The sequence below is a fragment of the Chryseobacterium sp. CS2K3 genome (genome assembly GCF_059515185.1).
Window position 1 is genome coordinate 167025 of record NZ_JCAKRW010000006.1, and the last position, 13246, is coordinate 180270.

Annotated in this window: 13 protein-coding genes; 6 read left to right on the plus strand and 7 right to left on the minus strand. The window is 36.0% G+C overall.

From position 1 onward, the window contains the following. Window positions 1-137: 137 nt before the first annotated feature. Complete coding sequence (locus AC5YGG_RS12270; protein WP_496144770.1) at window positions 138-305, plus strand: hypothetical protein; 168 nt, start codon at window positions 138-140, stop codon at window positions 303-305. Window positions 306-325: 20 nt separating this feature from the next. Further along, the gene (locus AC5YGG_RS12275) at window positions 326-2761 is read left to right on the plus strand and encodes a fibronectin type III domain-containing protein (protein WP_496144771.1); all 2436 of its coding nucleotides are present in this window, start codon (window positions 326-328) and stop codon (window positions 2759-2761) included. Between the two features lie 65 nt (window positions 2762-2826). Here AC5YGG_RS12275 and coaE read toward each other — a convergent pair whose 3' ends face one another. Genes coaE through ruvB form a run of 4 tightly spaced genes read right to left on the minus strand, consistent with a single transcriptional unit; the run spans window position 2827 to window position 6028 of the window. Beyond that, window positions 2827-3453, minus strand: a complete 627-nt coding sequence (coaE, locus tag AC5YGG_RS12280; protein ID WP_496144772.1) for a dephospho-CoA kinase — start codon at window positions 3451-3453, stop codon at window positions 2827-2829. A 9-nt stretch (window positions 3454-3462) separates the two neighbouring features. Next, a complete protein-coding gene (locus tag AC5YGG_RS12285) occupies window positions 3463-4329 on the minus strand; it encodes an MBL fold metallo-hydrolase (RefSeq protein WP_496144773.1) in 867 nt (288 codons plus the stop codon). A 13-nt stretch (window positions 4330-4342) separates the two neighbouring features. Then, window positions 4343-4954, minus strand: a complete 612-nt coding sequence (locus AC5YGG_RS12290; protein WP_496144774.1) for an FMN-binding negative transcriptional regulator — start codon at window positions 4952-4954, stop codon at window positions 4343-4345. Between the two features lie 51 nt (window positions 4955-5005). After that, complete coding sequence (ruvB, locus tag AC5YGG_RS12295; RefSeq protein WP_496144775.1) at window positions 5006-6028, minus strand: Holliday junction branch migration DNA helicase RuvB; 1023 nt, start codon at window positions 6026-6028, stop codon at window positions 5006-5008. 243 nt (window positions 6029-6271) lie between these two features. Here ruvB and hutI point away from each other — a divergent pair, with 243 nt between their 5' ends. From hutI to AC5YGG_RS12315, 4 genes are all read left to right on the plus strand, one after another. After that, window positions 6272-7498 carry an imidazolonepropionase gene (hutI, locus tag AC5YGG_RS12300; RefSeq protein WP_496144776.1) on the plus strand — a complete coding sequence of 409 codons (1227 nt, stop codon included), beginning with the start codon at window positions 6272-6274 and terminating at the stop codon, window positions 7496-7498. Window positions 7499-7528: 30 nt separating this feature from the next. Next, window positions 7529-7930, plus strand: coding sequence for a hypothetical protein (locus tag AC5YGG_RS12305; protein WP_496144777.1), 402 nt, complete (start codon window positions 7529-7531; stop codon window positions 7928-7930). A 192-nt stretch (window positions 7931-8122) separates the two neighbouring features. After that, window positions 8123-9046: a formimidoylglutamase gene (gene hutG, locus AC5YGG_RS12310; RefSeq protein ID WP_496144778.1), complete on the plus strand. Its 924-nt coding sequence runs from the start codon at window positions 8123-8125 to the stop codon at window positions 9044-9046. Window positions 9047-9183: 137 nt separating this feature from the next. Further along, complete coding sequence (locus AC5YGG_RS12315; RefSeq protein ID WP_496144779.1) at window positions 9184-10476, plus strand: aldehyde dehydrogenase family protein; 1293 nt, start codon at window positions 9184-9186, stop codon at window positions 10474-10476. Between the two features lie 109 nt (window positions 10477-10585). Here the strand turns inward: AC5YGG_RS12315 and pyk are convergent, their stop codons facing one another. The 3 genes from pyk to rnc are packed head-to-tail and all read right to left on the minus strand — an operon-like array spanning window position 10586 to window position 13239. Next, window positions 10586-12031: a pyruvate kinase gene (gene pyk / locus AC5YGG_RS12320; RefSeq protein WP_496144780.1), complete on the minus strand. Its 1446-nt coding sequence runs from the start codon at window positions 12029-12031 to the stop codon at window positions 10586-10588. Then, complete coding sequence (locus tag AC5YGG_RS12325) at window positions 12024-12497, minus strand: IPExxxVDY family protein (RefSeq protein WP_496144781.1); 474 nt, start codon at window positions 12495-12497, stop codon at window positions 12024-12026. Before AC5YGG_RS12325 ends, pyk begins: the two co-directional genes overlap by 8 nt. Continuing rightward, complete coding sequence (rnc, locus tag AC5YGG_RS12330; protein WP_496144782.1) at window positions 12475-13239, minus strand: ribonuclease III; 765 nt, start codon at window positions 13237-13239, stop codon at window positions 12475-12477. Before rnc ends, AC5YGG_RS12325 begins: the two co-directional genes overlap by 23 nt. Window positions 13240-13246: the final 7 nt, after the last annotated feature.

The following is a 13246-nucleotide window of genomic DNA, read 5'->3' on the forward strand; positions in this document are numbered from 1 at the left end:
TTCATCATGAGTTCAAGCCATTTTTTTATGTTAAACAAACTTTTTTATCATTTATTGTTGAATTATTTATTTTGTATTGCCGGGTTTCAATGAAATTGTTAAGTTTGTGAGATTATAACAAAATATTAATGGAAATTATGAGAAAAATTTTTACCTACTCAGTTTTCCTTGGTTTGTTGACAATTATTTATAAGAATTATTCAATAATTGTTGCTAAGGATTCTGCTATTCATCACCAGTCTGATTTTAATTTTTTAAAAACTATTCCTGTAACCACACAAGTAATGTTGGCAAGAAACTTATAAACAACAATAAAACTAATACCATGAAACAACATTACTTTTTACTAAGAGTTTTTTGCTTAGCTACTCTTGTTTTTTTACTTGGATCGTGTTTTCCTATCAATCCTGCAGCTTTTCCATATACTGAAGACTTCAGCTCCGGAAATGATAACTATACTTTTATCAATGGATCACAGGCTAATAAATGGGAATATGGAAATGCTGTAGGAAACCCTCCTAATGCAGTCTATATTTCTAATACATACGGAAATACAAATGCCTATAATGTTAACGGTGCAAGTATTGTGCATACTTATAGAGATATTACTATTCCTGCCGGAACGGATAATACTATTTTCTCGTTTGACTGGAGGGCAGGGGGCGAGAGTGCCAAAGATTATCTAAGAGTATGGCTTGTTCCTGCAACCTTTTCGCCAACAGCCGGTACCGGTATTACAGCCGGAGCCGGAAGAATTAAGGTTGGAAATGACTTCAATATGCAGACTGCGTGGCAGACATATATTAATACTAATCTGGATCTTAATACTTTTGCCGGTTCCGATATGCGATTGGTATTTGAATGGATCAATAATAACAGTGGAGGAACCCAGCCACCAGCTGCAATAGACAATATTTCATTGGGAAAATGTTTTTTTCCGTCTGCTTTACAAGTGTCTGCTGTAACACCCACCACAGCAATATTAAATTGGACTGCTCCGGCCTCACCACCCGCAGATGGATATGAATATTATCTAAGTACAACCAATACTCCGCCGAATTTAGGAACTACACCTACAGGAAGTGCCAATGATGTGACTATCAGTGTTTCTCAATTGTCTCCCAATACTACTTATTACTGGTGGGTACGTTCTGCATGTAGTTCAACTGATAAAAGTATTTGGGTACCTGGCGGAAGTTTTAGTACACCTACTTGTAATATTGCAACTCCGGTAATTACATTGAGTGATATTACCCATAATTCAGTTACCTTAAAATGGGCAAGAACCAATCAGGTAGATAATTATCAGTTGAGGTACAGACCTGTTGGAACATTAAACTGGAACATACTAACCGTACCTGTAGCTTTACCTCCTTTAACGGTGAATACATTTAATTTAAACAATTTACTGTCTGCCACTTTGTATGAAGTGGAAGTTGCCGCAGTGTGTAACGGAACCACAGGAGCTTTTTCTCATGACGAGTTTTTAACGAAGTGTGATCCTACACCTCCTACAGTTACAATAAGCAATATTACATCCACCACAGCTTTGGTGACATGGTCGCCACTTGTAGCAAGTGCAACTTATGTTATGAGATGGAGAGAAGTAGGGACAATCCCTTGGAATACAGAGAATTTACCTGCTCCACCAGCAAATACCTTTCCTCTTACGAATTTAGGAGTGAATAAAACATATGAAGTTCAGATTGCCAACCAATGTATAGGAGGCAGCTTGAATCCTTACTCACATCCTAAGGTATTTACCACAGAAAGAGAATGTGATACTCCACCTTCTGGATTGACACTTACTCAACTATTACCTACATTAGCCGAAGTTAGATGGGATCCGTTTCCTGGAGCTACTTATATTCTTAGATACAGAAAAGTGGGTATTCCAAGCTGGACGGAGATTACTACTCCCGTTAATAATTTGATATTGAATAACCTTCTGGAACTTACAAAATATGAAATGCAGGTAGCCAATATCTGTAATGGAGCACCTGGAAATTTTACACCAATGTATTATTTTACAACGCCTAATGTTGGGTATTGTCAAATGGCTTCGGAAAGTTCTGTAGGAGAACATATTTCCAAAATAACAGTGAAACCAAATGGAAAACCTGTTATGGAAAATTCTTCAGGAGCCTCTAATTATACAAACTACACAGGAGTTCCTAGTGCATTTATTGAATTGATTCAAGGATCGGTAGATAACGAAATTATTATCGATAAAAAATGGACGGGGAATACCCAAAACGAAGGAATCGCTGTCTGGATTGATTTCAACCGAAACGGAGATTTTGATATTAATGAGAGAGTTTTTGTTTCTTCACCTAATTCCACGAGCCCTGTATCTGGTAAATTTAATGTACCAGCCAATGCTTCTGTAAGCATGACTGATGACAAATATATTGTGATGAGAGTGGCGATGGAAAGAGATGGAGTACCTGTAAGCTGTACCAAATTCAAAAATGGAGAAGTAGAAGATTACAAAGTAATCATCTCTAAAAAAGCAGTTCCAAATTTAATAGATCAGAACAAGGATATCACAATTTATCCCAATCCTGTACATACCGTGCTACATATAAAGAATATTAGTCAGAAAGCTAATTATAAGCTTTATAGTCTCTCAGGACAATTGCTTGAAAGCGGCATTATACTGCATAATAAAATTGATGTAAGTAAACTCGTCAACAGTGTATATGTAATATATATTGAAGATAATGGAGAAACGATAGAAAAGAAATTTATCAAAGAATAATACAAAAAAGCCCTCTGATTAGAGGGCTTTTTCTATTTTGTAACGTAGAAGGAATCTAAGATATGTTATTCAATAGCAAAGATTACTTTTTCTGTCTGCTCTTTTAAATCTTCCAGATTTGTATTATTATAAATGATACAATCTGCCATTTTGATCTTGTCCTTTTCAGGCATCTGCTTTTCCATCACAGCCTCTACTTCTCGGTAGGTTTTGTTATCCCTGTCCATTACCCTTTTGGTTCTGATATTATCTTCAGCTGTTACCAAAAGAGACTTGTAGCATTGCCTGTTTAGCTTTAGCTCAAATAATAATGCTGTTTCTTTGAATACCAAATACTTAGTCTGTTGTTTTACCCAGTTTTCAAAATCAATGCGAACTGCCGGATGAATGATCTCATTTAATTGTTGAAGAAGGTCTTTGTTATTAAAAACCTTACCGGCAACAAACTTCCTGTCATAGATTCCGTTTTCATCATAAGACTCTTCTCCAAGAAGTTCTTTGATCTTAATTTTCAGCTCCTCATTATCATTCACGATATCTTTTGCTCTATCGTCTGAATAATAAACCGGAAAACCGAGTTCTTCAATAAATTTAGCTACTGTAGTTTTTCCCGAACCAATTCCTCCTGTTAATCCAATAACCTTGGGTGCGGGCGGCTCTGCCTGTTGTGCTTCTGAATGTAATTCTTCCATAATTAAAAATTAATAACCGAAAACATCATTAAAACTGAACGTTTCATCAAGTCTTACTCCTTTTTCGGTCATTTTAAGACTTGCCAGCTCATGATGAGCATCATGTTCAAAGAATAATAAATATTCGTTATCTATACACTGTTTTAAGAATTTTCCTTTTTCTTCCAGTGTTAAAAGAGGTCTTGTATCATATCCCATCACATATACTTGATTGATATGTCCTGCGGTAGGAATAAGATCTGCTGCAAAAACAATTGTTTTCTCCTGATACTGGATTACCGGAAGCATTTGCTTTTCCGTATGCCCGTCTACAAAGATGACATCCATTTTCAGATCAGGTGCAAAACCGTAATTTCCTGTAGTAGGAAGCGGTAAAAAGTTAAGTTGTCCACTTTCCTGCATAGGCATAATGTTTTCTTTCAGGAAGCTTGCTTTTTCTCTTGCGTTAGGTTCCGTTGCCCATTGCCAGTGGTTTTCGTTTGTCCAGAACTGTGCATTTTTGAAAGCAGGTCTGTAACCGGTTCTGTCGTCATTCCATTCAATAGCACCACCACAGTGATCAAAATGAAGGTGCGTAAGGAATACATCGGTGATATCTTCCTTTACAAAACCATATTTTTTTAAATTTTTATCAAGATTATCATCTCCCCAAAGAGAATAGTGTCCGAAAAACTTGTCATCCTGTTTGTTCCCAAGACCACAGTCTACAAGGATCAGTTTTTTTCCGTCTTCAATAAGAAGAGAACGGGTTCCTAATTCGATCAGGTTTTTTTCGTCTGCCGGATTGGTTTTTTCCCACAGACTTTTTGGGACGACACCAAACATGGCACCGCCGTCTAATTTAAATTTTCCACATTGTATTGGATATAGCTTCATATGTATATTTTGATTATTTCTTTATTAGTTTCATCTTTTCAGCAATTCTCCTTGCATCATCATCTGATTGTTCAAGATGAGAAATGATATTGTTAAAATCATTTTCCTTTCTGTTTTGAGACAACTTTTGTTTGATGAATATTTCTGTCGGAATCACTTTAATTCCAAAAGCTCCCTTCATTTCCTTTTCCACAAATTCCTTTCCCATATCGTTTACCATCATGGGACATTGCTGAAACTGTTCGTATTTTGATGTTAATTTCTCCAAATGACTGTAAAGCTCATCCTGATCCATTAATTCCACTTTTCCATAAATCTGTACCGCTTCATAGTTCCAGGTAGAAACATTAATATGATCATACCAACTGCTGGAAATATAAGTATGAGCACCTAAAAAGTCACAAAGAACTTCATCACCGTTCTTCAGAGTTTTCGCCTGAGGATTTGCCCGGGAAATATGAGTTTCAATATAAGCATTTTCCGGATCATTTTCATTCAGCATCATCATGGAATGAGTCGCCCGAATCTTATCAACAGAAGAAATCAGTAAAGCAAAAGAATTCTCCCTGATAATTTCTCTCATCAGATTCAAATCTTCACTTCTGTATAATTTAGGTACAAACATCAATTAATAACTTATATATTAAAGCTTTAAACCCACACTTAGAACTTTAAACTAAAAAAGTTCTCCAGGATTTCTAGGTCTTGAAATATTTAAATGCTGGTAAGCCTTATCGGTAACCTCTCTACCTCTCGGAGTCCTGATAATAAAGCCTTCCTGTATCAAAAACGGCTCATATACTTCTTCCAGAGTCTCCGGATTTTCTCCGATAGAGGTTGCTAAAGCAGAAATTCCCACGGGTTTTCCCTTGAAATTTTCAATCATCACACGCATGATCTTATTATCCATTTCATCCAGCCCAAACTCATCTACATTCAAAGAATCTAAAGCATATTTAGTAATCTTGATCTCAATTTCACCGTTTCCTTTGATCTCTGCAAAATCACGTACTCTCCTAAGCAAAGCATTGGCAATCCTTGGGGTTCCACGGCTTCTTCTTGCAATTTCAATTGCCGCATCTTCATAAATTGCCACTCCCAGAACCCTTGCGCTTCTTTGAATAATCATTGATAAAAGCTCAATAGAATAATATTCCAGTCGGCTTTGAATACCAAATCTGGCAAGCATCGGTTTTGTAAGCATCCCGCTTCTCGTTGTAGCTCCCACCAAAGTAAAAGGATTTAACCCTATCTGTACACTTCTTGCATTAGGACCTGTTTCCAGCATGATGTCAATCTTATAATCTTCCATCGCTGAATACAAATACTCTTCAACAACCGGAGAAAGACGATGAATCTCATCAATGAAAAGAACATCATTTTCTTCCAGATTGGTCAATAACCCTGCTAAACTTCCTGGTTTATCCAATACAGGACCAGAAGTAATTTTGCAGTTTACCCCAAGCTCATTGGCTATAATATTAGCTAAAGTTGTCTTTCCCAAACCCGGAGGACCATGTAAGAGAACATGATCGAGCGCACCGCCACGTCTTTTGGCAGCAGTTACAAAAACCTCAAGATTTTCCAGCGTTTTTCTTTGTCCCGCAAAATCCTTAAAGCTTTGGGGACGAATTTTTTCTTCCTGCATCAACTCCTCTCGTGAGTAGTTTTCCTTATCTGGATGTAAAAAATCTGGCATTAATTCATTTCATTTACCTCAAAGATAGCAAATTTAGGCTAAGATTGAAATGAAGATTGAGAAAAGGTGAAATTGAAGTAATGATTCATCCCAAGGCTGAGGTTTAAGAGATGAATTGAGATATTTTAAGTATTTTTGAAAGGAAAATTAATACTTGAATTATTTTATTTTAGATATATCATTTCCTTACTGGAACTCCATGGAATAATAATATAATTCATTTTATAACCTTAACCTTAGATAATGAAATTAATAGGACCATTTAAGCAAGTTGTAACCCTTGCCAATTTACCATTAAGAGGAAAACTTTCCGATGAGCAATTGGAAATCATTGTTGATGGAGGACTTATCGTAGAAAATGATACCATTCAGAGAATTGGGAATTTTGAAACTTTAAAAAATGAAAATCCCGGTATTCACATCGAACCCATTGAAGGAGAACAGGTGGTTCTGCCTGCTTTTGTAGATTCACATACTCACATTTGTTTCGGTGGAAACCGTGCCAATGATTTTGCAATGCGTAATGCAGGGAAAACTTATTTGGAAATTGCTGAAAGTGGAGGAGGAATCTGGAGCTCTGTGCAGCATACAAGAAATGCTTCTGAAGAAGAACTGCTGAAAACACTATTAGAAAGAATTAAATTCCTTGTTGATCTTGGAATTACAACCATTGAAGTGAAGAGCGGTTATGGACTCGATGTGGAAAACGAGTTAAAGATGCTTAGAATTATTAAAAAAGCACAAGACTCTACGAAAGCAACTTTAGTTCCTACTTGTCTTTCTGCTCATTTAAAACCAAGAGATTTCGAAGGAAGCAATCCTGAATATCTTGAATATATTCTTACCGAAATACTTCCCAAAGTAAAAGAAGAGGATCTGGCTAAGCGAGTAGATATCTTTATTGAAAAATCAGCGTTTCAACCAGAAGAAAGTAAAGAGTTTTTACTTAAAACTAAAGATTTAGGTTTTGAAATAACCGTTCATGCTGACCAGTTTACGCCTGGAAGCTCAAGAATTGCAGTAGAAGTAGGCGCAAAATCAGCAGACCATTTGGAAGCAACCATTGATGAAGATATAGACTTCCTTGCACAATCTGATACCGTAGCCACCGCACTTCCGGGAGCAAGCTTAGGACTTGGAGAAAAATTTACTCCAGCCAGAAAATTATTAGATGCCGGAGCTATTGTAGCCATTGCCAGTGACTGGAATCCTGGGTCTGCACCGATGGGGAATTTAATTACTCAAGCTTCAATTCTTGCTACATTCCAGAAACTAACGACAGCTGAGGTTTTAGCAGGAATGACTTTCCGTGCAGCATACGCACTTAATCTGGAAGACAGAGGAGTTTTGGAAACCGGGAAAAAGGCAGATTTCATCACCTTTAAAACCAATAATTTCCAGAATGTATTATATAATCAGGGAAGCCTTAAAGCTGAACATGTTTATATTGATGGAAACCTTGTTGATTAAACATTATAAAAATTAACTAATACCTAATAAATGAAAATTAAATTTGAAGATATTAAAGAAAAATATCTCTCACTTGGAGTATCTGAAAAAAACTTTGAATATGCATTGAATGCGGTCAAATCAGGCACCAAAAAAGACTTTATTGTAAAGAATCTGACTTCTGATATCAGAAAGGTTGATTCAAATATAGCAAATAACATGCTTGATGAAATGTTTTCAGCGAACGGAGGTGAATTTAAACATGAAAATAGAGCAGGGTACCTATATTCTGTATTTTATCTGATTGCTATTGTTGCCTTGTCAGGACTTCTCCTTTCTTTTAATCATGAAAATAGAAGTATGCAATATAAGCTGGGAGCTGCTTTATTAGTATTTGTTGTATTATTTTTCAGAACATTTATTCCGGCAGTCAGAGGGAGATTTAGAGAATAATTAAAATAATTTGATAAAGATAAATTGATGCAGAAGACCTTTTCTCTTCTGCATTTTTTATGAACAGTGGTTTTAATTCTTTATACCCTTGAATTCTTTGTATAATTATATAAAAGGAGTTTTTATATCTAAACAATATTAATTAGCTTTACTGAATAGAATGATGTGACTAAAATTGAATTTTAAAGGAATATGTTTCAAAATATTTGGCAGGGTAGATTGGACGGAGAAGAGCTTCTCTTCCACAGACTATTTCAGAGAGTAAAAGAAGAACAGAATTACGATAATATTTCCACGAATGATTTCGCGTTGCATGGCTTTGCCGTGGACGAAGGAGTCAGGAGAAATAAAGGACGTCAGGGAGCAAAAGATGCACCGGATGTGATTAGGAAAAATATGTCTAATTTTCCGGTTATTCTTCCTAACTTTTCCATGCTGGATTTTGGAAACATTACCTGTGAAGATGGTAATCTGGAAAATACTCAGAATAATCTTGCCAAAAATGTTTCTAAAGTACTTTTAAAAGGCGGAAAATCTCTTGTTCTGGGTGGAGGACACGAAGTCACCTATGCTCATTATTTAGGAATTAAAACAGCATTTCCTGAACAAAAAATAGGAATCATCAATATTGATGCTCACTTTGACAACAGACAGCCGGAAAAAGGAGTAGGACCAAGTTCAGGAACAGGATTCTGGCAAATCGCACAGGAAGGACCTATCAATTCCCTGCATATCGGTATTCAGAGAAACTCCAATACCTTAAAGCTATTTGATACAGCACATCAATATGGAATGAAATACATTCTTTCCGACGAATTATTCTTTGAAAATCTACCTTCCGTTTATCAGCGTATTGATGACCTGTTAGAAAATGTAGATTTCGCTTATCTTACGATTTGTATGGATGTTTTTAATGCATCTATCGCTCCGGGGGTTTCAGCTTCGGCATATAATGGTATCTTTGCAGATGCAACCTTTATGCATTTTTACAGACATATTCTGAAAAACAAAAAACTGGTTGCACTGGACGTAGCAGAAGTGAATCCATCGTTCGATATCCAAGATAGAACGGCTAGGCTTGCCGCTTGTCTGGTGAATGAATGGCTAATGATTTAAGATAAAGCTATATTCTTCCGATAGAGAAAATCATTCTTTTATTTACCCTTAAGGAATAGAATTTGCTGCCCTTATCGTGCTTTTAGATTGAAAGCGCTCATAAATTCATTAGCTGAATTTAAAACAGAAATTATATTATGGAACAATTAATTGAAAACAAGCTTGTTAAAGCAGATAAAGCGTTTTCGGTGTGGAGAAAATTGCCGTTTGAGGAAAGGCAGAAGTTAATTGCAAAAGCAGCAGAAATACTTAAAAATAATTCAGAGAAATTTGGCAGGATCATTACCACTGAAATGAATAAACCCATTTCCGAATCTATTGCTGAGGTAGAAAAGTGTGCTTTAATGATGAACTATTATGCCGATGCAGAAAATATTTTAAAACCCGAAAAAGTAGAATCCGAATTTGCTTATTCTGAAGTTCATTATGTTCCGAAAGGTGTAATTTTAGGAGTAATGCCATGGAACTTTCCTTTCTGGCAGGTGCTGAGGTTTGCTATTCCTGCCATTTTAGCAGGAAATACAGTTGTTTTAAAACACGCTTCAATTTGTTTCGGAAGCGGAAATGCCATTGAAGAAGTTCTTTTGGAAGCAGGATTCCCTGAAGGTATTTTCCAGAACCTTGAAGTAGGGCATAAAGCCGTAAAAGAAATCCTTGAACATGAGGTTGTAAAAGGAGTAAGCCTTACAGGTAGTGGAAAAGCAGGTGGAGAAGTGGCTTCAATTGCCGGATTAAATATCAAAAAATCTTTGCTTGAGCTTGGAGGAAGTGATGCATTCATTATTTTTGAGGATGGGGATTTTGAGGCAGCTGCAAAAGCTGGAGCAAAATCAAGACTTCAAAACTGTGGACAAACCTGTACTGCAGCAAAAAGATTTATTATTGATGAAAAAGTTGAAGATCAGTTTTTACCTATTTTCATTGAAGAATATAAAAAATATGAAATTGGTGATCCTTTCGATAAAGAAACAAAATTAGCAGGAATGGCAAGACCAGACTTAGCTGATGAGTTGGAAGCTCAATTCAACAGAGCATTAGAAAATGGTGCAGAAATCATTCTTCCTTTAGAAAGGGTTTCAGAAAATGAATTTAAACCAGGTTTGATCAGAGTTCAAGAAGGAAATCCAATTTTAAAAGAAGAACTTTTTGGTCCTTTAGGAATGGTAATGATTGCAAAAGATGCCGAAGAAGCACTACAAATTGCCAATGATATTCCTTTTGGACTTTCCAATTCAGTTTGGACTCAAAATAAAGACCGTCAGTTATTCTTTATCGAGAACCTTGAATCTGGAACGGTAAATATCAACAGAATGACAAGTTCTGACCCTCGTTTTCCTTTTGGAGGCTCCAAGGCTTCAGGATATGGAACAGAGCTGTCTTTACTGGCTTTAAAAGAGTTTGTAACAGCAAAGACGATTGTAGGTAATTAAGAGCTGCAATGATAGTATAAATAAAAACTCCCGAAAATCAATTTCGGGAGTTTTTTATGCTTTGACAAAAAGTAAATTTGCTTATTGCTTATTGCTTATTGCTTATTGCTTATACTGTCGTTAATCTCAATGTATTTGTTTTACCACCTTCATACGATGGAGTTGCATTGATGTTAATTACAAAGTCTCCAGTTTCAATATAACCGTAGTTATGCGTTAACATGTTTACCTGGATGATCGTTTCGTCTGTAGACTTTTTCATATCGTAATAGTAAGCGTGAACACCCCAAAGAAGGTTCAGCATAGTAATTACTCTTCTGTTTCCACTATACACGATGATATGAGAGTTCGGTCTGTGAGCTGCAAGCTGGAAAGCTGTATATCCGGAATGAGTAAGCGTTACGATTGCAGAAACATTCGTAGTTTTTGCAATTCTTACGGCTGCAAGGCATACCCTGTTTGTAATGAATCTCTCATCGATGCAGTTATAGTCTTTTTCAATCGGCTCGTTTTTATGTTGGTAGAAGTGAGTGGTTTCAATGTTTTTCACAATTTTAGCCATGTTTTCCACAACCTGAACCGGATATCTACCCACAGAAGTTTCTCCTGAAAGCATTACTGCATCAGCACCGTCCAATACAGAGTTAGCAACGTCATTTACTTCTGCTCTCGTTGGTGTTAAGCTGTTGATCATCGTTTCCATCATCTGAGTAGCGATAATTACAGGCTTAGAGTAGAATCTTGCTTTTTCTACCAGATTTTTCTGAATAGCAGGAACTTCCTCCATCGGAACTTCTACACCTAGGTCACCACGTGCAACCATCAGCCCGTCACATTCCAATAAAATTTCTTCGATATTTTTAACTCCTTCAGGTTTTTCAATTTTCGCGATAATCGGAGTTTTGAATTTCCCGTTTGGATGTTTTGCAATTAAATCTTTAAGATCAATAATATCCTGAGCATGACGTACGAAAGAAAGAGCAATCCAGTCTACTTCCATGTCAAGCATGAAATTAGCGTCTTGAATATCTTTTTCTGTTAATGCAGGAAGAGAAACCTGTGTATTAGGAAGGTTTACTCCTTTCTTGGAACTTAGAGGTCCCCCTTGAATCGTTTTAGCCTTTACCGTATCTACTTCATTGGTTTCAGTAACCTCTAGTACAAGCTTACCATCATCAATAAGGATTCTTTCACCTACCTTTACATCCTGAGGGAATTGCTGATAAGTCATGAATACTTTTGTAGAATCTCCCTCTATCTTTTCATTCGTGAAGGTAAGAATGTCTCCGGGATTCAGATAAGATCCTTCTTTTACGACACCTACTCTTAGCTTAGGTCCCTGAAGGTCCCCTAAAATACCCACTGAATAACCATACTCGCTGTTTAGCTCTCTAATTATTTCAATATTTTTTCGAACTAAGTCGTAATCTGCATGTGAAAAATTTATTCTGAAAATATCAACACCCGCTTTCATTAAATCTAACATTACCTCCTTCGATGAAGAAGCAGGACCTAGTGTTGCGATAATTTTTGTCTTCTTTAAATACTTATTCATAATACTGGATAATTTGATAAAGTTCCTCATCAGAACTCAGTGTGTAATCTTGAATTGGAAACACAAGATTTTCAGGGAGCAAAATTACGGAAAAATCAGGAAACTGTTCCGAACTATGCAGAATATATTCTACATCTACCTGATTATTTAATAAAAATTTAATGTTTTCTTCTTCTGTAAAGAGCTCGGTTTGAACTTTTTTTTGTTTACTTTCAGAAGATTTATTTGAAATAAAGGTGAAACAGGTCTTAGAAAACTTGTGATAAGCTTCAAATCTTGGAAAAAAATATTCATAATAATCTCCGTGAAAGACTACATCTTTCTTTCTTGAAAAGTTGAGATTATTGGTCTGGTTTATTTTGTAGAAAAACTCATGAGCAGGTATATTTTTTGCTAATCTTACCAATCCTATGGCAATATCCTCAAATTCTATATCATCAAGATCATAAAGTTTTTGAATTTCCAAGTATATTTTCTTTTTTATTTAAAATATAAAATGCCCTTTGTGCAGCCTTTTCTTCAGCTTTTTTCTTGGAGGTTTCCGTTGCATTGGCAATCTTCTCTTCTCCCAGCCATACATGACACCTAAAGACCACAGCTTTATTAGCCTGTATTTCTTCGCAGGTCTCGTACTTTATATTTACCTTCTTTTTCTGGCTCCATTCAAGAAGAAGCCCTTTGTAGCTTACAATTTTGTTCTCAAGCTTGTTAATCTCGGAAGGGGTCAAAAGTTTTTCCAGAATGATTCTTTTGCAAGCATCATAATGAAAGTCTAAATATACAGCACCGATTAAGGCTTCAAATAAATTTCCGGAGATATTCTCCCCTAAAGCCGAAGAGTTATTCTGCTTTTGCAGAAGATTCGTAAGCCTAAGGTCTTCTCCTAGTTTATTAAGATTTTTCCTATTAACAATCTTAGATTTCATCTGTGTCAGATATCCTTCATTAGCTTGAGGATAAGTCTGGAACAAATGACAAGAAATAATTGTACCCAAAACAGAATCTCCCAAAAACTCAAGCCTTTCATAATTGCTGTCTTGATTTTTAGAAGAATTTTTTAAAGAAAAAGCTTCGCGGTAAAGAGCAATATTTTGTACTTCGGTACCTAAAACTTTTTTAAGTTCAGTACTGAGAAAATAATCTCTCTCCGTTAATTGTCTTTTTCTTTTTTTGAGAAGGAATTTAGAAAAGTATTTCTGTAACTCCATTCATTGA